Annotated in this window: 16 protein-coding genes; all 16 read left to right on the plus strand. The window is 45.8% G+C overall.

The features are described 5' to 3' along the window. The first annotated feature begins 4 nt into the window (after positions 1-4). The 16 genes from murE to carB all read left to right on the plus strand — a co-directional run bounded on the left by murE (position 5) and on the right by carB (position 23,312). Positions 5-1,489 (plus strand): UDP-N-acetylmuramoyl-L-alanyl-D-glutamate--2,6-diaminopimelate ligase, encoded by a 1,485-nt coding sequence (gene murE, locus F0231_RS12960; RefSeq protein WP_171760150.1) that lies wholly within the window; start codon positions 5-7, stop codon positions 1,487-1,489. Next, complete coding sequence (gene murF / locus F0231_RS12965; protein ID WP_171760151.1) at positions 1,486-2,844, plus strand: UDP-N-acetylmuramoyl-tripeptide--D-alanyl-D-alanine ligase; 1,359 nt, start codon at positions 1,486-1,488, stop codon at positions 2,842-2,844. Before murE ends, murF begins: the two co-directional genes overlap by 4 nt. Further along, complete coding sequence (gene mraY, locus F0231_RS12970; RefSeq protein WP_171760152.1) at positions 2,841-3,923, plus strand: phospho-N-acetylmuramoyl-pentapeptide-transferase; 1,083 nt, start codon at positions 2,841-2,843, stop codon at positions 3,921-3,923. Before murF ends, mraY begins: the two co-directional genes overlap by 4 nt. 14 nt (positions 3,924-3,937) lie before the next feature. Continuing rightward, a complete protein-coding gene (murD, locus tag F0231_RS12975; RefSeq protein WP_171760153.1) occupies positions 3,938-5,260 on the plus strand; it encodes a UDP-N-acetylmuramoyl-L-alanine--D-glutamate ligase in 1,323 nt (440 codons plus the stop codon). Positions 5,261-5,273: 13 nt separating this feature from the next. After that, a complete protein-coding gene (gene ftsW, locus F0231_RS12980) occupies positions 5,274-6,473 on the plus strand; it encodes a cell division protein FtsW (protein ID WP_171760154.1) in 1,200 nt (399 codons plus the stop codon). Then, the gene (gene murG, locus F0231_RS12985; protein ID WP_171760182.1) at positions 6,460-7,536 is read left to right on the plus strand and encodes an undecaprenyldiphospho-muramoylpentapeptide beta-N-acetylglucosaminyltransferase; all 1,077 of its coding nucleotides are present in this window, start codon (positions 6,460-6,462) and stop codon (positions 7,534-7,536) included. Before ftsW ends, murG begins: the two co-directional genes overlap by 14 nt. Further along, positions 7,533-8,996 (plus strand): UDP-N-acetylmuramate--L-alanine ligase, encoded by a 1,464-nt coding sequence (gene murC, locus F0231_RS12990; protein WP_171760155.1) that lies wholly within the window; start codon positions 7,533-7,535, stop codon positions 8,994-8,996. The genes murG and murC overlap by 4 nt, the downstream gene beginning before the upstream one ends. Before the next feature lie 180 nt (positions 8,997-9,176). After that, entirely contained in the window at positions 9,177-9,959 is a 783-nt protein-coding gene (locus tag F0231_RS12995; protein ID WP_171760156.1) for a cell division protein FtsQ/DivIB, read from the plus strand. Beyond that, the gene (gene ftsA, locus F0231_RS13000; protein ID WP_171760157.1) at positions 9,952-11,214 is read left to right on the plus strand and encodes a cell division protein FtsA; all 1,263 of its coding nucleotides are present in this window, start codon (positions 9,952-9,954) and stop codon (positions 11,212-11,214) included. The genes F0231_RS12995 and ftsA overlap by 8 nt, the downstream gene beginning before the upstream one ends. Positions 11,215-11,244: 30 nt before the next feature. Continuing rightward, complete coding sequence (gene ftsZ / locus F0231_RS13005) at positions 11,245-12,477, plus strand: cell division protein FtsZ (RefSeq protein ID WP_171760158.1); 1,233 nt, start codon at positions 11,245-11,247, stop codon at positions 12,475-12,477. Between the two features lie 97 nt (positions 12,478-12,574). Beyond that, complete coding sequence (gene lpxC / locus F0231_RS13010; protein WP_171760159.1) at positions 12,575-13,492, plus strand: UDP-3-O-acyl-N-acetylglucosamine deacetylase; 918 nt, start codon at positions 12,575-12,577, stop codon at positions 13,490-13,492. A 561-nt stretch (positions 13,493-14,053) separates the two neighbouring features. Then, positions 14,054-16,777 (plus strand): preprotein translocase subunit SecA, encoded by a 2,724-nt coding sequence (gene secA / locus F0231_RS13015; protein ID WP_171760160.1) that lies wholly within the window; start codon positions 14,054-14,056, stop codon positions 16,775-16,777. Between the two features lie 311 nt (positions 16,778-17,088). Then, on the plus strand, positions 17,089-17,487 hold the full coding sequence (gene mutT, locus F0231_RS13020; protein WP_171760161.1) for an 8-oxo-dGTP diphosphatase MutT: 399 nt from the start codon (positions 17,089-17,091) through the stop codon (positions 17,485-17,487). Between the two features lie 76 nt (positions 17,488-17,563). Continuing rightward, the gene (gene dapB / locus F0231_RS13025) at positions 17,564-18,388 is read left to right on the plus strand and encodes a 4-hydroxy-tetrahydrodipicolinate reductase (RefSeq protein ID WP_171760162.1); all 825 of its coding nucleotides are present in this window, start codon (positions 17,564-17,566) and stop codon (positions 18,386-18,388) included. Between the two features lie 537 nt (positions 18,389-18,925). Then, complete coding sequence (carA, locus tag F0231_RS13030) at positions 18,926-20,065, plus strand: glutamine-hydrolyzing carbamoyl-phosphate synthase small subunit (protein ID WP_032553126.1); 1,140 nt, start codon at positions 18,926-18,928, stop codon at positions 20,063-20,065. 16 nt (positions 20,066-20,081) lie between these two features. Further along, positions 20,082-23,312: a carbamoyl-phosphate synthase large subunit gene (gene carB, locus F0231_RS13035; RefSeq protein WP_171760163.1), complete on the plus strand. Its 3,231-nt coding sequence runs from the start codon at positions 20,082-20,084 to the stop codon at positions 23,310-23,312. Positions 23,313-23,355 lie beyond the last annotated feature (43 nt).

The following is a 23,355-nucleotide window of genomic DNA, read 5'->3' on the forward strand; positions in this document are numbered from 1 at the left end:
CCTGATGTCCAAACCCCTCACACTTTCTCAATTGCTTTCACCGTGGGTTGAACTCTCAGCTCATGAGCTTGGTGATACAGTCATTGAAAGACTTGAACTAGATAGCCGAAAAATAACTAAAGGCTCGACGTTTGTTGCAATTAAAGGGCATGCAGTCGATGGTCGCAAGTTCATTTCTAAAGCGGTTGAGCTTGGTGCTAATGCTGTGATTGCTCATGCTTGTGAGAGTCATGCTCACGGCAGTATCGAGCGTTTCAATGGCGTAGTGATTGTTTATGTTGATGCCTTAAACGAGCTTTTATCTGACATTGCTGCTCGCCTGTTGCCCTTAAAAGAGATGCAACTCATCGGGGTAACTGGTACCAACGGTAAAACAACGATTACGCAAGTTATCGTTCAGTGGCTTACGTTAGCGGGCAAACGTGCAGCGGTTTTAGGTACGGTGGGGAATGGATTTTTAGAGGATTTAACGCCTGCGGTAAATACCACGGGTAGCGCGATTGAAATCCAACAAACATTATCGAGCTTGGAATCGCAAGGTGCTGATGTGACTGCCATGGAGATCTCATCTCACGGCTTGGTCCAGCATCGTGTTAAAGCGCTTGCGTTTAAAGTTGGCGTGTTTACTAACTTAAGTCGCGATCACCTTGATTATCACGGCACGATGGAAGAGTACGCGTTGGCGAAAAAATCACTCTTCACAGAGCATTCGTGTCAAAAAGCGGTAATCAACGTCGATGATCCCGTTGGTGCTGAGTGGGTCGAGACACTCAACGACGTCATCGCAGTCTCTTTGAAACCGAGTTCTCTTAAAAACAGCGTGTATGCGACCAGTGTCCACTACTCTGAGTCAGGTATAAGCCTCACGTTTGATGGTGTATTTGGTCAGGGCGAATTAAATGCTCCGCTGATTGGTGAGTTCAACGCTAATAACATCTTAGTTGCGTTCTCAACGCTATTGGCGATGGGAATAGATAAAGCATTGTTGGTTGAAACCGCGGCTCAATTGAAGCCTGTGTTAGGCCGAATGGAGCTGTTTAAAAATAACCAACAAGCGAAGGTCGTGGTCGATTATGCTCATACGCCAGATGCGTTAGAGAAAGCGCTGCAGGCTCTTCGCGTTCACTGTAATGGTCAGCTTTGGGCTATCTTTGGTTGTGGCGGTGACCGTGATACTGGTAAACGTCCGATGATGGCCGAAATAGGCGAGCGCCTAGCTGATAAAGTGATCCTTTCAGACGATAACCCTCGCAGTGAATCACCAAGTGCTATTGTCCAAGATATGCTGGCTGGAATGGTGGAACCTGATAAGGCGACCGTTGAGCATGATCGATATAAAGCATTAGAGTTTGCGCTAAATCATAGCCAGCCTGATGACATTATTTTGCTGGCGGGTAAAGGCCATGAGGACTATCAAGTTTTAGCCAATGAAACGGTTCACTACTCTGACCGAGAATCCGCGATGCAACTATTGGAGTTAAACAGATGATCACAATGATGCTCTCTCAATTGGTTGATGAGCTTAATGCGCAGCTGATTGGATCGGATGTCGCCATCGATGCGGTTTCAACAGATACTCGTACCATTGAGTCGGGTTCTCTTTTTGTTGCCTTAGTAGGTGAACGCTTTGATGCCCATGACTTTGCTGAACAGGCAGTCGCGTCGGGTGCGAGCGCTTTACTCGTCAGTCGAGCGATTAACGCTGACATTCCTCAGCTGTTGGTGAAAGATACCAAGATAGCTCTGGGTCAGATTGGTGCTTTTGTTCATGAACTGTGTCAAACACCGACGGTTGCGATTACGGGAAGTTGTGGAAAAACCACAGTGAAAGAGATGGTTGCAAGCATTATGGAGCAACAGGGACAGGTGCTCTTTACTGCAGGTAACTTCAATAATGATATTGGCGTTCCGCTAACATTACTACGCTCGACACCTGAAGATGATGTTGCCGTTATTGAGCTAGGAGCCAACCATATTGGTGAGATTGCTTACACGACACAGTTAGTTCGTCCTGATGTCGCTTTAGTCAATAATGTCGCAGCTGCCCACCTTGAAGGTTTTGGTTCTATTGATGGAGTGAAGCAGGCGAAAGGTGAAATTTATCAAGGTCTTAAACCTGGTTCTGTCGCGATAGTGAATTTAGAGAGTCATGGTGGTGATTATTGGCAAGAAGTGCTTGCTGATAAAGTCGTGAAAACTTTTTCGACAGTCGATACACAGGCCGATTTTAGCGCTGAGAATGTCACACTCAATGCGATGGGCGAAGCGAGTTTTACCTTAAATACACCGCAGGGTTCGGTCGATGTTTCACTGGGCATTATTGGACAGCATAACGTTGCTAATGCGTTAGCTGCTGCTGCGTTGTCTTTGGAACTCGGTGCAAGTCTAGATAAAGTGAAGACAGGTCTTGCCTCTCTAGGAAAAGTGAAGGGTCGCGTTGAACTGGTTGAACTGAGCGAGCGCGTGAAACTTATTGATGACAGCTACAATGCCAGTGTACCTGCTATGAAAGCAGCCGCAGATTTGCTCGCAGGCTATCAAGGCGTACGTTGGTTAATTTTAGGTAATATGGCTGAGTTGGGTGATGAAAGTCTTGCACTTCACCGCCAAGTCGGACAACATGCTGCCCCATTCAAATTTGAATATGTGCTTACTTATGGCGCTGATGCAAAAACGATCAGCGACGAGTGTGATGGTCTCCATTTTGAGGATCACCAAAGCATGATTAATTATATTAAACAGCAGATTGAACAGCATTCAGAGCCTCAAACCCTGTTAGTCAAAGGGGCTAATAGCGCAGGAATGAGTAAAGTCGCAAAAGCTGTCAAGGAGATGTACACATGATTATTTGGCTCGCAGAGCTGCTACAGCCATATTTTTCATTCTTCCGTTTATTCGAGTACCTATCTTTTCGAGCGATTGTCAGTGTCTTAACCGCACTAGGCCTGTCACTTTGGATGGGGCCAATTATGATTCGACGCTTGCAGCTTCTGCAAATCGGTCAGGTTGTGCGTAACGAAGGTCCTGAATCCCACTTTAGTAAACGTGGTACCCCGACAATGGGCGGCATCATGATCCTTACGGCGATTGTGACGACCGTTTTGCTTTGGACAGATCTATCCAACCCTTATGTTTGGGCAGTTCTTGCCGTATTACTCGGTTACGGTGCTGTCGGCTTTGTCGATGACTACCGCAAAGTCGTTCGCAAGAATACTGAGGGCCTAATTGCTCGTTGGAAGTACTTCTGGCAGTCAGCTATCGCGCTTGTTGTGGCGTTTGCGCTTTATGCTCATGGTAAAGATACTGCGGCAACTCAGTTAGTGGTTCCATTTTTCAAAGACATTATGCCTCAGCTGGGTCTGCTTTATATCGTTTTGACTTACTTCGTTATCGTTGGTACCAGCAATGCTGTTAACTTAACTGATGGCCTAGATGGTTTGGCGATCATGCCAACGGTATTGGTATCTGCTGGTTTCGCGGCTATCGCGTGGGCGACGGGTAATGTTCAGTTTGCGAACTACCTACATATTCCATACATACCACAAGCTTCAGAGCTGGTGGTTGTGTGTACGGCAATTGTCGGTGCTGGCCTTGGTTTCCTATGGTTTAACACCTACCCAGCACAAGTATTCATGGGCGATGTAGGTTCATTAGCTCTGGGGGGCGCCTTAGGTACGATCGCAGTTCTAGTGCGCCAAGAGTTTGTCTTGGTCATCATGGGTGGTGTATTCGTCATGGAAACATTGTCTGTGATTCTGCAGGTGGGTTCTTACAAATTGCGTGGTCAACGTATTTTCCGAATGGCACCGATTCACCACCACTATGAGCTGAAGGGCTGGCCGGAGCCTCGAGTTATTGTACGTTTTTGGATCATCTCAATCGTTCTCGTTCTGGTTGGTCTAGCAACGCTGAAAGTTCGATAAGGAATTTGACTTCAATGACTATGGAACGTTGGCAAGATATCAACAAAGTTGTGGTTGTAGGGCTCGGTATTACCGGGCTCTCTGTCGTTAAACATCTCGAGTCCTTAGAGCAAGATCTTAGTATTCGTGTGATTGACACGCGCGTAAACCCACCGGGTAGTGATGAACTTTCTCAGCAAGTCGAACTTCACCGTGGTAGTTGGAATCTTACATGGTTGCTAGAAGCGGATTTAATCGTTGCTAACCCTGGTATTGCTTTGGCAACGCCTGAGTTGCAGCAGGCACTTACAGCAGGCGTTCCCGTTGTTGGTGATATTGAGCTGTTTGCATGGCATGTCGATAAGCCAGTTATTGCCATCACAGGATCCAATGGTAAAAGTACCGTGACCGACTGGACAGGTTGTGTGGCTAAAGCTGCGGGCTTGAAGGTTGGCGTTGGCGGAAATATTGGCGTTCCAGCCTTAGAACTTCTTCAGCTTAATGCGGATCTTTATGTACTAGAGCTTTCAAGCTTTCAGCTAGAGACAACCTCATCTCTAGCACCTAAAGCGGCGGCATTTCTCAACCTCTCAGAAGACCATATGGATCGCTATGATGGAATGGGAGGTTATCGCCAAGCGAAGCTACGTATTTTCGATCATGCAGAGTCTTGTATTGTTAACGCTGATGATCGTGAAACTTATCCTGCAGAAGACAAAAATCTCGTCGAGTTCAGTTTAGCTCAACAGACTCGTTTTAGTCTGTTGGTGGAAAACAACGAAGAGTATTTGGCCATTGATGGTAAAGCACTCTCTAAGGTTTCTGACCTGTCACTGGTTGGCCGCCACAATGTTGCTAATGCCTTAGTGGTTCTCGCGTTGTTGTCCGAATGCGGTGTTAATATTCAATCTGGGCTGACAGCTCTTAACTCTTACAATGGGTTGACACATCGTTGTCAGGTCGTTGCTGATAATCGTGGTGTTAAATGGGTCAATGACTCTAAAGCGACAAACGTGGCGAGTACCTTAGCAGCGTTAGCGGGCTTAGAGTTGTCAGGTAAGCTCTACCTACTAGTGGGTGGTGTGGGTAAAGGTGCAGACTTTTCTGAACTTGCTCCTGTGCTTAATGAACTGAATGTTCAGCTATGTTGCTTTGGTGAAGATGGTGAGCAGTTCATACCTTTGCACTCCAGCGCACAGCGGTTTGAGTCAATGAGTGATATTGTTGAATGGCTTACTCCACAAGTGAGTGAGGGCGATATGGTATTGCTTTCTCCTGCGTGTGCGAGCTTTGATCAATTTAACAATTTTATGGCTCGTGGAGACGCGTTCACCGAGTTAGCAAAAACATACGCCTAATCCAAAGGGAACCATGCAGGTAAAAGAAGTTTTCAGTCGCATTAAACACTGGGTCACCACTGCATCTCCAGAGGTGCTCTACGATCGTCAGTTAGTATGGATCTCACTTGGTCTTATGCTGACTGGGCTTGTTATGGTGACCTCCGCATCGTTCCCAATCAGTTCGCGATTAACTGACCAACCTTTCCACTTCATGTTTCGCCATGCGATCTTTTTGGTATTGGCGATCTCCGCTTCTGCGGTCATTCTGCAAGTTCCAATGAAGCGGTGGCTTCAATACAGTACTTGGTTGCTACTGCTTGCGATTTTCCTGCTCATTGTGGTGCTGGTGGCTGGTAAGTCAGTTAATGGTGCCTCACGTTGGATTCCACTTGGGCTATTTAACTTGCAGCCTGCTGAGGTGGCCAAGCTGTCATTGTTTATATTTATGGCGGGATATTTGGTACGTAAAAATGACGAAGTCCGTTCTAGCTTTTTTGGTGGATTTATTAAACCCATCATTGTTTTCGCAACATTAGCCAGCTTATTACTCCTGCAGCCAGACCTTGGTACAGTGGTCGTTATGTTGGTGACACTTTTCGGCATGCTGTTTATCGCTGGAGCAAAACTGACGCAGTTTTTGGCTTTGATGGTGGTAGGTTTGCTTGCTGTTGCCGCATTGATATACATAGAACCATATCGGATGCGCCGTGTTACCTCTTTCATGGACCCGTGGGATGACCCGTTTGGCAGTGGTTATCAGTTGACCCAATCACTAATGGCGTTCGGTCGAGGTGATTGGTTTGGACAAGGTCTCGGGAACTCAATTCAAAAGCTTGAGTACTTACCTGAAGCTCATACCGACTTTGTTTTCGCGGTTTTAGCCGAAGAACTTGGGTTTGTCGGCGTGGTGTTGGTATTGATGCTGATTTTCAGCTTAGTGACTAAAGCCATTCTTATCGGCCGCAAAGCGTTTGAAAACGACCAGCTCTTTGGTGGTTATTTGGCGTTTGGCATTGGGATCTGGTTTGCGTTTCAAACATTAGTCAATGTAGGAGCTGCAGCGGGCATGGTACCGACAAAAGGTTTAACGCTCCCTCTAATCAGTTACGGTGGATCTAGTTTAATTACCATGGCAGTGGCTGTATCGATATTGCTACGCATAGATCATGAGTGCCGGTTAGAGCTGGCCAAGCAAGAACAACAACAGTTAGAAAATGATGAAAAAGAATAAAAGATTGATGGTGATGGCTGGTGGTACAGGCGGTCACGTTTTTCCAGGGCTTGCTGTCGCTAAACAATTGCAATCACAGGGTTGGGATATTCGCTGGTTAGGCACAGCTGATCGTATGGAAGCGGATTTGGTGCCCAAACATGGTATCGACATTGATTTTATCAAGGTAAAAGGTCTACGCGGTCAAGGTATTGCTCGGCTAATTAAAGCACCATTCCAAATCATCAATGCAATTATGCAAGCAAAGGCGCACATGAAACGTTGGCAGCCGGATGCGGTTTTAGGCATGGGTGGGTATGTGAGTGGGCCAGGTGGTATAGCTGCTTGGCTATTGGGCATTCCTGTTGTGCTTCATGAGCAAAATGCGGTCGCTGGACTTACCAACCAATGGTTATCGAAAGTAGCGAAGAAGGTGTTTCAAGCCTTTTCTGGCGCGTTTCCTACCGCTCCAGTTGTTGGTAACCCTGTTCGAGAGGATGTGGTTGCCATCGCGCCGCCGGAGCAACGTATGGCGGAGAGAGACGGTAGAATTCGTATTCTCGTCATGGGAGGAAGCCAAGGCGCTCGCATCTTGAACCAAACAATGCCTCAAGTGATGGCAAAGATTGGTGATGGTTACGAGGTTCGTCACCAGGCAGGCAAAAATAGTGACCAAGAAGTTCGAGAAGTTTACCAACAACATCAAGTTGAAAATGCACAAGTCGTCGAATTTATTGACGATGTAGCAGCAGCCTATGAGTGGGCCGATCTGTTGGTGTGTCGCTCAGGCGCTTTGACCGTTTCAGAGGTTTCGGCAGCTGGCGTAGGTGCTATTTTCATTCCCTTCATGCACAAAGACAGACAACAAGCACTCAACGCTGACCATTTGGTCGAGTGTGGTGCGGCAAAAATGATTGAGCAGCCAGAGCTGACCGTCGATAAACTGACGAATGAGATTCAGAGTATGGATCGCAGCGCGCTTCTATCGATGGCAAACAAAGCGAAACAGGCAGCTAAGTTAGATGCAGATAAAGTGGTAGCTGAAGCTATTATTGCATTGACTAAACAACGAGAAAATTCATGACAATTCAACATACTCAAGATTTAGCTCAGATTCGAGCAATGGTGCCAGAGATGCGCCGTGTGAAATGCATTCACTTTATTGGTATTGGCGGAGCAGGGATGAGCGGGATCGCTGAAGTCTTGCTTAACGAAGGTTACCAAATCTCTGGTTCTGATATTGCAGAAAACCCTGTTACTCAGCGCCTTACTGAGAAAGGTGCAAAAGTTTACATTGGCCATACAGAGCAGAATGTTGCTCAGGCGAGTGTGGTAGTGGTATCAACCGCTATCAATGAAGAAAACCCAGAGATTGTTGCTGCTCGTGCCGCGCGTATTCCGGTTGTTCGCCGAGCTGAAATGCTGGCTGAGCTGATGCGCTTCCGTCATGGCATTGCCGTTGCTGGTACTCACGGTAAGACAACTACAACAGCATTGGTTACTCAGATCTATTCAGAAGCGGGTCTAGATCCAACGTTTGTAAACGGTGGCTTAGTGAAAAGCGCAGGAACCAATGCTCGTCTTGGTTCAAGCCGAATCTTAATCGCTGAAGCCGATGAAAGTGATGCGTCATTCTTGCACTTACAACCGATGGTGAGCATTGTTACCAACATTGAAGCAGACCATATGGACACTTATGGTGGTGACTTTGAGACGCTAAAACAAACTTTCATCGATTTCCTACATAACTTGCCATTCTACGGCCAAGCGATTGTTTGCATTGATGATCCAGTTGTTCGAGAATTGGTGCCACAGATTAGCCGTCAGGTGATTACTTACGGTTTCTCTGAAGACGCAGATGTACGCATCGATAATTATCGTCAAGAAGGGCAGCAAGGTAAGTTTACTGTTATTCGCCAAGGCAAATCTGATCTTGAGATCACATTGAATATTCCAGGCCGTCACAACGCGTTGAATGCATCAGCTGCGATTGCGGTTGCAACGGAAGATGATATTTCTGACGAAGCTATTCTCAGTGCAATGGCAGGGACTCAAGGTACAGGTCGACGCTTTGACCATTTAGGTGAGTTTGAGACAGGCAATGGTCAAGCGATGCTGGTGGATGACTACGGTCATCATCCAACAGAAGTTGATGTAACGATTCAGGCGGCTCGTAACGGATGGGAAGATAAACGCCTAGTGATGATTTTCCAACCGCACCGTTATAGTCGCACACGTGACCTGTATGATGATTTTGCCAATGTGCTAGAGCAAGTGGATGTTTTAATCATGCTCGATGTCTATTCGGCAGGAGAGAAGCCAATTGCGGGTGCTGATGGCCGTTCATTGTGTAGAACGATTCGCAGTCGCGGTAAAATTGACCCAATTTTTGTTCCTGAAACAGATGCATTGCCATCGGTTCTCGCTAATGTCTTACAAGATGGTGACTTAGTGCTAACGCAAGGTGCAGGTGACGTCGGTAAAGTGGCTAAGCAGCTTGCTGCTTTTGAGTTAAATATCGATAAAATGAGTCAAGACTCCTAATAAATATAGAATTTTAACTATTTGCGTCACTTATTATGTTTAAAGTGACAAATTATCACTTTCACTATTTGATACTTTGTTTGACCCCAGTATAATCTGAAGGTTAAAGTAAGTGCTTTATCTCTAGATACGAATTGGATTAGGGAAAGATAAGCGAGCTGGTAGCAAGGACAATGGACTTTGATTAAAAGTGCTTTTAATGAAGGCCGTCGGATTACTTCTGTACCACTAGTAAAGCAACATGCCCTTGGCGGTAGTTTCTTACTGGTGGTCTTGTTGTTAATTGGCTCTCTCCTCTATTCTACGATCTCTTGGATGTGGGATGACAAACGTCTGCCACTTTCAAATATCGTGCTCCAAGGTGAATTGCATTATGTTTCTGCCCGAGACGTTCAGCGCGCATTTGCACAGCTAGAACATGTGGGGACATTTATGTCACAAGACATCGATGTACTGCAAAGTATGGCTGAATCAATTCCTTGGGTTTCACATGCCTCCATTCGTAAACAGTGGCCAGATACGGTCAAAGTTTTTTTGACTGAGCATCACGCTGAAGCTATTTGGAACGGTAATGCACTACTCAATGACTACGGTCAGATATTTGATGGTGATATCGGCCAACTAGAAGAAGAGCGAGTCAAACTTTATGGGCCTCTTGATACAAGCGAGGAAGTCTTGCAAGTATGGCGAGAGATAAGCCCGAGGTTTGAAGCACTCAATCTAACGATTACCTCATTGGTACTCAATGACCGTCGAGCTTGGCAAATCATTCTCGATAATGGGATTCGACTAGAGCTCGGAAAAGAGTCGTTAGAAGAACGTATAGAGCGATTTATCTCTCTATTCAAGAATTTGGGTAGCGAAACCGAACTGGTTAGCTACATTGACCTCAGGTATGATACGGGAGCCTCTATAGGATGGTTCCCTGAGCAAGAGTTAGAACAAGAGAATTCAGATGACTAAGACCGCTGATGACAACATTATTGTTGGTCTTGATATAGGCACTGCAACAGTATCGGCTCTAGTGGGTGAAGTATTGCCTGATGGTCAAATCAATATTATTGGTGCAGGCAGTAGTCCTTCAAGAGGAATGGACAAAGGTGGTGTAAACGACCTTGAATCGGTAGTGAAATCGGTTCAGCGTGCAATTGACCAAGCTGAGTTAATGGCTGAGTGCCAAATCAGCAGTGTGTACCTTTCTATTTCAGGTAGACATATTGCTAGCCGTATTGAGAAAGGCATGGGGACCATCTCAGATGAAGCGGTTTCCCAAGATGATATGGATCGTGCAATCCATACGGCTAAGTCGATTAAAATTAGTGAGGAACTGCGCATTCTTCACGTAATTCCACAAGAATTTACGATTGATTACCAAGAAGGGATCAAAAACCCGCTAGGTTTATCAGGAGTAAGAATGGAAGTAAGTGTTCACATGATCTCTTGCCACAATGATATGGCGAAAAATATCATTAAAGCAGTAGAGCGTTGTGGCCTAACTAGAACCGAACTTGTTTACTCTGGCTTAGCGGCAAGCCATGCTGTTATTACCGAAGATGAGCGTGAACTGGGTGTGTGTGTCGTTGATATCGGTGCAGGCACGATGGATATTTCAATCTGGACTGGCGGTGCGTTACGTCATACAGAGGTATTCTCATACGCTGGCAATGCAGTAACAAGTGATATCGCTTTTGCGTTTGGTACTCCAGTAAGTGATGCTGAAGAGATCAAAGTGAAGCACGGTTGTGCTCTTAGCGAACTAGTTAGTAAAGATGATACGGTTAACGTTCCAAGTGTTGGTGGGCGCCCATCTCGCAGTTTACAAAGACAAACTTTGTCTGAAGTGATAGAGCCTCGTTATACTGAACTTATGGGACTGGTTAACCAAACTATCGATACCGTCCAAGAAAAGCTACGCGAAGAAGGGATTAAACATCACCTAGCCGCGGGCGTGGTGCTCACAGGTGGAGCAGCACAAATGGAAGGTGTGGTAGAGTGTGCGGAACGTGTTTTCCGCAACCAAGTACGAGTGGGCAAACCTCTAGAGGTGAGCGGCTTAACAGATTACGTAAAAGAGCCGTATCATTCTACGGCTGTTGGTTTACTTCATTACGCAAGAGATAATCAAATGAGTGATGATACTGAATATAACGAGCCTGCTCGTTCTTCAGTCGCAAGTTTATTTGACCGAATGCGTAATTGGATACAAAAAGAGTTTTAACCTGAGCAGCAGGAAAAACGGAGATAACACATGTTTGAACCGATGATGGAAATGTCTGACGACGCAGTAATTAAAGTCGTTGGAGTTGGTGGCGGTGGTGGTAACGCCGTTGAACACATGGTACGTGAGTCCATCGAAGGTGTTGAGTTCATTAGTATTAACACTGATGCTCAGGCACTTCGTAAAACCAGTGTGAATAGTGTTATTCAGATTGGTGGTGATATGACTAAAGGTCTGGGTGCTGGTGCAAATCCTCAAGTAGGACGTGACGCAGCTCTCGAAGATCGTGATCGTATTAAAGAAGAGCTAAATGGTGCCGATATGGTATTTATCGCAGCTGGTATGGGCGGCGGTACAGGTACTGGTGCGGCACCAGTAATTGCAGAAGTAGCGAAAGAGCTAGGTATTCTGACAGTTGCTGTTGTAACTAAGCCATTTAGCTTTGAGGGCAAAAAGCGTTTAGCTTTTGCTGAGCAAGGTATTGAAGAGCTTTCTAAACATGTGGACTCACTGATTACGATTCCAAATGAGAAGCTTCTTAAAGTACTTGGCCGTGGTATCACTCTACTTGAAGCCTTTGCTAGTGCGAACGACGTACTAAAGAATGCGGTACAAGGTATTGCTGAGCTGATTACTCGTCCTGGCATGATCAACGTCGACTTTGCTGACGTTCGTACAGTGATGTCTGAGATGGGTCATGCAATGATGGGTAGCGGCGTTGCTAAAGGTGAAGATCGTGCAGAAGAGGCGGCAGAAATGGCAATTTCTAGCCCTCTACTAGAAGATATCGATCTTGCTGGTGCTCGCGGTGTGCTTGTAAATATCACGGCTGGTCTAGATATGCGTCTAGACGAGTTCGAAACCGTTGGTAACACAGTTAAAGCCTTTGCATCAGACAATGCTACGGTCGTTATTGGTACTTCATTAGACCCAGATATGGCTGATGAAATCCGTGTCACTGTTGTTGCTACAGGTATTGGCAACGAGAAGAAACCTGACATTACGCTAGTTGCGGGCGGCAAAGCGAAAGTTGCGCCAGTTGCTCAGCCGCAGACTCAACCACAATCGGCACCTGCTCAGCAGACTGTCAATAAAGTGGAAGAAAAACCGGCACCAACTTTGCAAGAGAAACCACAGGTTACTCCTCAGCCAACGACAACAGCTCCGTCTGGCAGCGGTGCAGGCCAAAGTGCAGCACCAAAAGCAGATAAAGAAAGCGGTTATCTAGATATCCCTGCGTTCTTGCGTCGTCAAGCTGACTAAAAACACTACAATTTGACACTGTTCAAAATTGTGGTAGCATGCACGGTCAATACTGATATTGACCGTGATTTGTAGCATATTTACTGAGGCAAAGCAGATGATCAGACAACGTACTCTGAAAGAAATGGTGAAAACAACTGGTGTGGGTCTCCACTCTGGTCGTAAAGTAACACTAATTCTTCGCCCAGCTGCTGCAAATACAGGTATTGTATACCGCCGTACTGATGTAAACCCGCCAGTGGACTTCCCAGCGGACCCAGCGTCAGTTCGTGACACAATGCTTTGTACTGCACTGGTTAATGATGAAGGCGTTCGTATCTCTACTGTTGAGCACTTAAATGCCGCACTAGCGGGTATGGGTATCGATAACATCATCGTTGAAGTTGACGCGCCTGAAATTCCAATTATGGACGGTAGTGCAAGCCCATTTGTGTTCTTGCTGCAACAAGCTGGCATTGAAGAACAAAATGCACCTAAGCGCTTTATCCGCATCAAGAAGCCTGTTCGCTTTGAAGATGGTGATAAGTGGGCTGAGTTTGTTCCTTTCGATGGTTTCCGCATGGACTTTGAAATTGAGTTCAACCACCCAGCGATTGATGCAGACGAACAGCACCTACTGTTTGATTTCTCTTCACAAGGTTTTGTTAAAGAGATTTCACGTGCACGTACATTCGGCTTTATGCACGACATCGAGTACCTTCAGTCTCAAAACCTAGTGTTGGGCGGAAGCTTCGATAACGCTATCGTTCTTGATGAATACCGTATTCTTAACGAAGAAGGTCTTCGTTTTGAAAACGAATTTGTTACTCATAAAGTTCTTGATGCTATTGGCGACCTTTACATGTGTGGTCACCCAATCATCGGTGAATTCCGTGCCTTTAAATCAGGCCACGGCCTAAATAACCAACTACTTCGTTCAGTACTTGCTGACCAAGAAGCTTGGGAATGGGTAACGTTCGAAGAAGAAGCAACATCGCCAGTGGCATTCGCTGAGCCAAGCTTAGTGCTTGCATAAAAATAGATTTAAAGAAAAAGCCAGACAGTCGTCTGGCTTTTTTTATCTCTGAATTTCTAAGGATCATATCGGGTGCTCCTTGAAGATCCCTGTCGAACTGGCGGAAGATCTTTGCCTCCTCGCAATGGCGTTCCGCACGAAGCAAGATCGATCTAGATTACCGCTCGATCACATTGATCTTTTACCTAAGCAATGGCCAAGTTTTGTAACCCGCAATTTGTTGACGGCAACGACTCACTTTATCAATCTCAGTTTGCTCTTTTTATACAGTCCAAGCACGCTCAAACTGACTTGAGGCAGCATTTTAGAAGCGTTTAACGGATAAACTTCGTCCATATTGAGGTAAAAAGTTAAGAGTGCTTCAAACAAATCATCATCATGTTGGTTGTTGGACTGAAAATTCCTTACACTAACGCCTACTAAAAGTGATATAAGCCTTGAAATCCCTAGTTCTCATCACAATATCTGAGGGAAGTGATTTATCTCAGTATTCTTAGTTAGAGACTGAAGGCATTAAAAGTAGATCGGGCCCGATCTGAATAAAGAGAGATTCATAGCAAAATGATTACTAAGCTACTGACAAAGGTAATTGGCAGTCGCAATGACAGAACACTGCGCCGCCTGAGAAAAATTGTAAAAGAGATTAATAACTACGAACCGACGTTTGAAGCGCTATCTGACGAAGAGCTAAAAGCAAAAACGGTCGAGTTCCGTCAGCGCTTAGACCAAGGTGAAACGCTAGATAAGCTACTACCAGAAGCATTTGCAACGGTACGTGAAGCATCTAAGCGTGTATATGGCATGCGTCACTTCGACGTACAGCTTATCGGTGGTATGGTTCTTAACGCTGGTCAAATCGCAGAGATGCGTACTGGTGAAGGTAAAACTCTGACTGCGACACTGCCTGCGTACCTAAATGCATTGAAAGGCGCGGTTCACGTAGTTACTGTGAATGATTACCTAGCTAAGCGTGATGCTGAAACTAACCGAGTTCTATTTGAATTCCTAGGTATGACAGTGGGCATTAACGTGCCAAACATGCCTCCTCAAGAGAAAAAAGAAGCTTACCAAGCAGACATTCTATACGGCACAAACAATGAGTTTGGCTTTGACTACTTGCGTGACAATATGGCTTTCCGAGCTGAAGACCGAGTTCAACGTGAACGTTACTTTGCGATTGTCGATGAGGTGGACTCAATCCTAATCGATGAAGCTCGTACTCCGCTTATTATTTCAGGTCCAGCTGAAGACAGTTCTGATCTTTACACACGAATCAATACTCTGATTCCTCATCTTGAGCTTCAAGATAAAGAAGACTCAGAGGAGTACCGTGGTGAAGGTCACTACACCATGGATGAAAAATCGAAACAGGTGCACTTGACCGAGAATGGCCAAGAATTTGTTGAAGAGTTGATGGTTAAAAACGGCTTAATGGAAGAGGGTGATACACTGTATTCACCAGCTAACATTAGCTTACTTCACCACGTCAACGCAGCACTTCGTGCACATGTATTGTTCGAGAAAAACGTCGATTACATTGTGAACGAAGAAGGCGAAGTCGTAATCGTTGATGAACACACTGGTCGTACTATGCCAGGTCGTCGTTGGTCTGAAGGCCTTCACCAAGCAGTAGAAGCGAAAGAAGGCGTTAAGATTCAGAACGAGAACCAGACGCTAGCGTCTATTACGTTCCAGAACTTCTTCCGTTTATACGAAAAACTGTCAGGTATGACAGGTACGGCAGATACTGAAGCATTCGAGTTCCAGTCGATCTACGGTCTAGAAACGGTTGTTATCCCAACCAACAAACCAATGATTCGTAATGATATGCCTGATGTGGTTTATCGTACAGAAACTGATAAGTTCAACGCGATTATCGAAGATATCAAAGATCGCGTAGCGAAAGGTCAGCCGACTCTTGTTGGTACAGTCTCTATTGAGAAATCAGAGCTGCTTTCAAATGCACTGAAAAAAGCAAAGATCAAACACAACGTACTTAACGCTAAGTTCCACGAAAAAGAAGCGGAAATCGTTGCTGGTGCAGGTACTCCTGGTGCGGTAACTATCGCGACTAACATGGCAGGTCGTGGTACCGATATCGTGTTAGGTGGTAGCTGGCAATCGAAGGTTGAAGCGCTAAATAACCCAACACCAGAGCAAATCGCAGAAATTAAGGCTGAGTGGAAGATCGTTCACGACGCAGTACTTGAAGCGGGTGGCTTACACATCATTGGTACAGAGCGCCATGAATCCCGTCGTATTGATAACCAGTTACGTGGTCGTTCAGGTCGTCAGGGTGACGCAGGTTCATCACGCTTCTACCTATCGATGGAAGATTCACTACTGCGTATCTTTACTTCTGACCGTATGGCTGGTCTTATCCAGAGCGGTATGGAAGAGGGTGAAGCGATCGAATCTAAGATGCTATCTCGTTCAATCGAAAAAGCGCAGCGTAAAGTGGAAGGTCGTAACTTTGACATCCGTAAGCAGCTTCTAGAATACGATGATGTTGCTAACGACCAACGTAAAGTGGTTTACGAACTTCGCGATGAGTTGATGAGTGCTGATGACATCAGTGAAATGATCGAGCACAACCGTACTGACGTGCTAAGTGCCGTAATTGATGAGTACATCCCGCCACAATCTCTAGAAGATATGTGGGATACGGAAGGTCTGCAAGAGCGCCTGAAGAACGACTTCGATATCGATGCGCCAGTGAAGCAGTGGCTTGAAGAAGATGACAAGCTTTACGAAGAAGCACTGCGTGAGAAAATTCTTGAGACAGCGGTTGCGGTCTACAAAGAGAAAGAAGAAGTGGTTGGTGAGCAAGTTCTGCGTAACTTCGAAAAATCAGTGATGCTACAAACACTTGATTCACTTTGGAAAGAGCACCTTGCAGCGATGGATCACCTTCGTCAGGGCATCCACCTACGTGGCTATGCTCAGAAGAACCCGAAACAAGAGTACAAGCGCGAGTCGTTTGAACTGTTTGAAGGTCTTTTAGATGCACTAAAATCTGACGTTATTACTATCTTGTCTAAAGTACGTGTACAGCAGCAAGAAGAAGTAGAACGTATGGAAGCTCAGCGTCGTGCACAAGCGGAAGAAGCGGCTCGCCGTGCGCAAGCACAACATGCAACTGCCGAAAACCAACTAGCAGATGGTGAAGAGTCAGAAGAAGGTCATCAGCCAGTTGTTCGTGAAGAGCGTAAAGTTGGCCGTAATGAGCCTTGCCCATGTGGTAGCGGTAAAAAGTACAAGCAGTGTCACGGTAAAATCAATTAAGTTGCTATGAATCGTCGCTGTAGAGCATGATAGCTGCGTTGGTGGTACTCACTTACAGTTGTAAGCTCCGTGCCACCGCCTTGCTCTCAAGCACTATAGCTTAGCTTCATAGAAACTGATGAATAGAATTTAAAGAGTCGCTTAGGCGGCTCTTTTTGTATGTGAAAATAATAAGGCTTCGATAGCGTCACCCTTGAGAGTGAGGAACGGGCGAGTCGGGGACCTTTGAAATTAACAAGAGAGTAGGTTCCCTATCTAATTCGTTCCCTATTGTAGAGAATGACGCTAGGGGCGCAAAAGGAACACTAATAATGAAAAGAATCCATATCGTCGCAGCAATCATCTTTAACCAAGACAAGTCAGAAATCTTTATCACCAAGCGCCCAAGTGATAAGCATAAAGGCGGTTTCTGGGAGTTTCCTGGTGGTAAGGTTGAAGAGGGTGAAACGGTTGAACAAGCGATGATTCGTGAACTCAATGAAGAGGTTGGCATTACCGTCACGGAGCAAACTTTGTTTGAGCACCTTGAATACGACTACCCAGACAAATCGTTAAAGTTTGATTTTATGAGTGTCAGCCAGTTTGATGGTCAGCCATACGGTCGTGAAGGCCAGCAAGGTGAATGGGTTTCGGTTGGTGAACTACCGAACTATGCGTTCCCAGAAGCAAATGTGCCGATTTTAGACAGAGTGGTAAAAGAGTTTGCATAGACCCTAGCCACTGATGGCGAATGTTGTTAGTTTATTTAGATGAATTGGAATGCTGCCAACGAGCAGTGAAAAACAAATGGAGAACCATGCAATGGTAAGAATTGCAGTTGCAGGTGCGGCAGGCCGCATGGGTCGCAACCTAGTTAAAGCAACCTACAACAATGAAAATGCATCAGTAGCCGCTGGATCAGAGCGCCCAGAGTCATCACTTGTAGGTGTTGATTTAGGAGAGCTTTGTGGCGAAGGTAAATTTGATGTTGTTGTGACAGATGATCTTGCCAAAGACATTGAAAAGTTTGACGTCATCATCGACTTTACTGCTCCAGTTAGCACGCTAGCGAATCTGGAACTTTGTCGCCAGCATGGTAAAAGTATTGTTATTGGCACGACAGGCTTCTCTGATGAAGAGCGCGCACGAATTGATGAAGTCGCACAACAAGTTCCAGTTGTGATGGCTCCAAACTATTCAGTGGGTGTAAACCTTGTCTTTAAGCTGCTAGAGAAAGCGGCAAAAGTAATGGGTGACTATTGCGATGTCGAGATTGTTGAAGCGCACCATCGCCATAAAGTGGACGCACCATCAGGTACAGCTATCGGAATGGGAGAAGCGATTGCAGGCGCAATGGGCAACCAACTGAACGACGTAGCCGTCTACGCCCGTGAAGGTATTACCGGTGAACGAACCAAAGATGAAATTGGTTTCGCAACGATTAGAGCTGGTGACATCATTGGAGAACACACCGCGATGTTCGCTGATATCGGTGAGCGAGTAGAGATAACGCACAAAGCAACCGACCGTATGACATTTGCAAATGGTGCAGTAAAAGCAGCGGTATGGCTAAAGCAGAAACCGGCAGGCTTTTACACAATGACCGATGTTCTTGGCTTGAATGAGCTGTAGACCGACTCTATTCGTCCAGTTTCTTAAGTAAAAATGGGCGACAAGAGTTCTGGTTTAAATAATTATGCGCTGGGGATACCCGGCGCTTTTTATATCTGATGTATGGCAGTACTCTATTAAACGGTTGGCTATAGGATAATTACCTCGCTTTTTTGTTGTTAAAATGGAGCTTATGGTCTGTTTTTTACTTAAAGTGCTTAAAAGTTTATGTTGGAAATGAGTGTGCATCGTTTGCGTCGTTTTTAACCACAAAACTGTGATCTCTGATTTGTCCAAAAATGGGCTTTTCATAAATTTTTCATCCAATCCCTACCAAAGAGCGACTAAACTATGTTTTTTAAGGCTCTAAAATCATTTTTTGTATTAGATGCTCTAAATATTAGATTTATTTTTAAGACTGTATTGACACACGTCAATCTCCTCATTAGAATACCGCCAATTTGTCTAATTTCCATAAACACGCAGTTTTTGGTGTTGCAGGAAGGTAGATTTGCAAATTAAATCAATTTTAATGCATTTTTATTTCTGGAGGTTGTCTTGAAAAAGTCAGCATTGCTAGTCCTAGAAGACGGGACAGTATTCCACGGTGAATCCATTGGCGCAGACGGTTCTGCTGTTGGTGAAGTCGTTTTTAATACCTCGATGACGGGGTACCAAGAAATCCTCACTGATCCTTCCTATTCTCAACAAATTGTAACGCTTACTTACCCTCACATTGGCAATACCGGAACCAATTCCGAAGACGAAGAATCTTCTTCAATCCACGCTCAAGGCCTTGTGATTCGCGATCTCCCTCTTATCGCTTCTAACTTCCGTAATGAACAATCCCTTTCAGATTACCTAAAGTCGCAAAATGTTGTTGGTATCGCTGATATCGATACTCGTAAGCTGACGCGTATTCTTCGTGAAAAAGGTGCTCAAAACGGTTGTATCGTTGCAGGCAACAATATCGACGAAGCTCTAGCGCTAGCTAAAGCTAAAGAATTCCCTGGCCTGAAAGGTATGGATCTTGCGAAAGAAGTTACAACAAAAGAAGCGTATCAATGGAAACAAGGTTCGTGGACGCTTACGGGTGGACTTCCTGAAGCGAAAGCAGACTCAGAATTGCCATATCACGTTGTTGCCTACGACTTCGGTGCAAAACGCAACATCCTGCGTATGCTTGTTGACCGCGGCTGCCGCCTAACGGTTGTTCCAGCTGAAACATCAGCGGAAGAAGTACTGGCTCTAAACCCAGACGGCGTTTTCCTTTCAAATGGCCCTGGTGACCCAGAACCATGTACTTACGCGATTGAAGCGACAAAAGTATTCCTAGAGAAAGGCCTACCAATCTTTGGTATCTGTCTTGGTCACCAAATCCTAGCGCTAGCTTCTGGTGCGAAGACGGTGAAAATGAAGTTTGGTCACCACGGTGCAAACCACCCAGTTAAAGATTTAGATCGTGATGTTGTGATGATTACTTCACAAAACCACGGTTTCGCTGCTGATGAAGAGACGCTGCCTGAAAACCTACGTGCAACGCACAAGTCGCTATTTGATGGTTCTTTGCAAGGTATCCACCGCACAGATAAGCCAGCATTCAGCTTCCAAGGTCACCCAGAAGCGAGCCCAGGTCCAGAAGACGCGGCACCGCTTTTTGACCACTTCATTGAACTAATTAAACAGCACACAGCGTAATTCGGAGTAGTAGACAATGCCAAAACGTACTGACATTAAAAGTATTCTAATTCTAGGTGCTGGCCCGATCGTTATCGGCCAAGCATGTGAGTTCGATTACTCTGGTGCTCAAGCTTGTAAAGCGCTTCGCGAAGAAGGTTACCGAGTTATTCTTGTAAACTCGAACCCAGCGACCATCATGACTGACCCAGATATGGCTGATGCAACTTACATCGAGCCAATCCAATGGGAAGTTGTTCGCAACATCATTGCGAAAGAGAAGCCAGACGCAGTTCTACCTACAATGGGTGGTCAAACGGCTCTTAACTGTGCACTAGATCTTGAGAAGCACGGTGTTCTTGAAGAGTTCGGTGTAGAGATGATTGGTGCAACGGCTGACGCAATCGACAAAGCGGAAGACCGTTCTCGTTTCGATAAGGCGATGAAGTCTATCGGCCTAGAGTGTCCACGTGCTGACACTGCGAAAACCATGGAAGAAGCTTACGCTGTTCTAGATATGGTTGGCTTCCCTTGTATCATCCGTCCATCATTCACTATGGGTGGTACTGGCGGTGGTATCGCATACAACAAAGAAGAGTTCGAAGAGATCTGTCGTCGCGGTTTAGACCTTTCTCCAACCAACGAGCTTCTAATCGATGAATCTCTAATCGGTTGGAAAGAGTACGAGATGGAAGTGGTTCGTGACAAAGCGGACAACTGTATCATCGTATGTGCGATTGAAAACTTCGACCCAATGGGTATCCACACGGGTGACTCAATCACAGTTGCACCAGCTCAAACGCTGACAGACAAAGAATACCAACTGATGCGTAACGCATCTCTAGCAGTACTGCGTGAGATTGGTGTTGAAACAGGTGGTTCAAACGTACAGTTTGGTATCAACCCGAAAGACGGCCGTATGGTTATCATCGAGATGAACCCACGTGTATCTCGTTCTTCTGCTCTAGCTTCTAAAGCAACGGGTTTCCCAATCGCTAAGATTGCAGCGAAACTGGCTGTGGGTTACACATTAGATGAACTGCAAAATGACATCACGGGTGGCGCAACTCCAGCATCATTCGAACCAACAATCGACTACGTAGTAACTAAGATTCCTCGTTTCAACTTCGAGAAATTTGCAGGTGCTAACGACCGTCTAACGACGCAAATGAAGTCTGTTGGTGAAGTTATGGCTATCGGCCGTAACCAACAAGAATCGCTACAAAAAGCACTTCGCGGCCTAGAAGTTGGCGCTACAGGCTTTGACGAAATGGTTGACCTAGATGCGCCAGACGCACTAACAACAATTCGTCACGAACTAAAAGAAGCGGGCGCAGAGCGTATTTGGTACATCGCGGATGCATTCCGTGCGGGTATGTCAGTAGATGGCGTATTCAACCTAACGCAAATCGACCGTTGGTTCCTAGTTCAAATCGAAGATATCGTTAAGCTTGAGCAAGAGCTTAAAGCGAAAGGCTTTGCTGGTTTGAACAAAGACGAGCTAAACAAGCTGAAGCGTAAAGGTTTTGCTGATGCACGCCTGTCTAAGATTCTAGGTGTAGCGGAAAGCGAAATCCGTCGTCTACGTGACCAATACGATATTCATCCTGTTTACAAGCGTGTTGATACGTGTGCGGCTGAGTTCTCTTCTGATACGGCTTACATGTACTCATCTTACGATGACGAGTGTGAAGCAAACCCAACAGACAAAGACAAGATCATGATTCTAGGCGGCGGTCCAAACCGTATCGGCCAAGGTATCGAATTTGACTACTGTTGTGTACACGCATCACTAGCTCTACGTGAAGATGGCTTTGAGACTATCATGGTTAACTGTAACCCTGAGACGGTTTCAACAGACTACGATACATCTGACCGTTTGTACTTCGAACCAGTAACTCTGGAAGACGTACTAGCAATTGCTCGTGTTGAGAAGCCAAAAGGCGTTATCGTTCAGTACGGTGGTCAAACTCCACTGAAACTGGCTCGCGCACTTGAAGCAGCTGGCGTGCCAATCATCGGTACTAGCCCTGACGCAATCGACCGTGCAGAAGACCGTGAGCGTTTCCAAGTTGCTGTAGACCGTCTAGGCCTACTTCAGCCAGAAAACGCAACAGTAACAACAATGGAGCAAGCGGTTGAGAAATCTCGCGAAATCGGCTTCCCATTGGTTGTACGTCCTTCTTACGTACTTGGTGGTCGTGCGATGGAAATCGTATACGACGAGCAAGACCTACGTCGCTACTTCAACGAAGCAGTAAGCGTATCGAACGAATCTCCAGTTCTTCTTGATAGTTTCCTAGATGACGCAGTTGAAGTGGATATCGATGCTATCTGTGACGGTGAGCGCGTAGTGATCGGCGGTATCATGGAGCACATCGAGCAAGCGGGTGTTCACTCTGGTGACTCAGCATGTTCTCTTCCTGCTTACACGCTAAGCCAAGAAATCCAAGATGTAATGCGTGAGCAAGTTGAAAAGCTGGCGTTCGAGTTGGGTGTTCGTGGTCTGATGAACACGCAGTTTGCGGTTAAGAACAACAAAGTATACCTAATCGAGGTGAACCCTCGTGCAGCGCGTACTGTACCGTTCGTATCGAAAGCAACGGGTGCACCAATTGCGAAAATTGCAGCACGTGTAATGGCGGGTCAATCTCTTGAAGCCCAAGGCTTTACCAAAGAAATTATCCCACCTTACTACTCAGTGAAAGAAGTTGTACTTCCATTCAACAAGTTCCCTGGTGTTGACCCACTATTAGGCCCAGAAATGCGCTCTACTGGTGAAGTTATGGGTGTAGGTCCAACATTTGCTGAAGCTTACGCGAAAGCAGAACTAGGTTGTGGCAACATCTACCCAGAAGGTGGTCGTGCGCTTCTTTCTGTTCGTGAAGGTGATAAAGAGCGTGTTGTTGACCTAGCATCTAAGCTATCTAAGCTTGGTTACCAACTAGACGCAACACACGGTACAGCAGTTATCCTTGGCGAAGCGGGCATTAACCCACGCCTAGTAAACAAAGTACACGAAGGTCGTCCTCACATTCTTGACCGTATCAAGAACAACGAGTACACCTACATCGTGAACACTGCTGCTGGTCGTCAAGCGATTGAAGACTCTAAAGTACTACGTCGTGGTGCTCTAGCTGAGAAAGTGAACTATACAACAACGCTAAACGCAGCGTTTGCAACGTGTATGGCTCACACTGCTGATGCGAAAACATCAGTTACGTCAGTACAAGAACTACACGCTCAAGTGAAGGCTGCTGAAGCATAATCACATAGAGTAAGACATAGAAACAAAGGCCGCTCTCTGAGTG

The organism is Vibrio sp. RE86 (assembly GCF_013114545.1).
Taxonomy (GTDB): domain Bacteria; phylum Pseudomonadota; class Gammaproteobacteria; order Enterobacterales; family Vibrionaceae; genus Vibrio.

Bases quoted from the DNA above. Each gene is read 5' to 3' on its own strand.
- murE (WP_171760150.1), top strand. From the start codon at position 5: ATGTCCAAACCCCTCACACTTTCTCAATTGCTTTCACCGTGGGTTGAA.
- murF (WP_171760151.1), top strand. From the start codon at position 1,486: ATGATCACAATGATGCTCTCTCAATTGGTTGATGAGCTTAATGCGCAG.
- mraY (WP_171760152.1), top strand. From the start codon at position 2,841: ATGATTATTTGGCTCGCAGAGCTGCTACAGCCATATTTTTCATTCTTC.
- murD (WP_171760153.1), top strand. From the start codon at position 3,938: ATGACTATGGAACGTTGGCAAGATATCAACAAAGTTGTGGTTGTAGGG.
- ftsW (WP_171760154.1), top strand. From the start codon at position 5,274: ATGCAGGTAAAAGAAGTTTTCAGTCGCATTAAACACTGGGTCACCACT.
- murG (WP_171760182.1), top strand. From the start codon at position 6,460: ATGAAAAAGAATAAAAGATTGATGGTGATGGCTGGTGGTACAGGCGGT.
- murC (WP_171760155.1), top strand. From the start codon at position 7,533: ATGACAATTCAACATACTCAAGATTTAGCTCAGATTCGAGCAATGGTG.
- ftsA (WP_171760157.1), top strand. From the start codon at position 9,952: ATGACTAAGACCGCTGATGACAACATTATTGTTGGTCTTGATATAGGC.
- ftsZ (WP_171760158.1), top strand. From the start codon at position 11,245: ATGTTTGAACCGATGATGGAAATGTCTGACGACGCAGTAATTAAAGTC.
- lpxC (WP_171760159.1), top strand. From the start codon at position 12,575: ATGATCAGACAACGTACTCTGAAAGAAATGGTGAAAACAACTGGTGTG.
- secA (WP_171760160.1), top strand. From the start codon at position 14,054: ATGATTACTAAGCTACTGACAAAGGTAATTGGCAGTCGCAATGACAGA.
- mutT (WP_171760161.1), top strand. From the start codon at position 17,089: ATGAAAAGAATCCATATCGTCGCAGCAATCATCTTTAACCAAGACAAG.
- dapB (WP_171760162.1), top strand. From the start codon at position 17,564: ATGGAGAACCATGCAATGGTAAGAATTGCAGTTGCAGGTGCGGCAGGC.
- carB (WP_171760163.1), top strand. From the start codon at position 20,082: ATGCCAAAACGTACTGACATTAAAAGTATTCTAATTCTAGGTGCTGGC.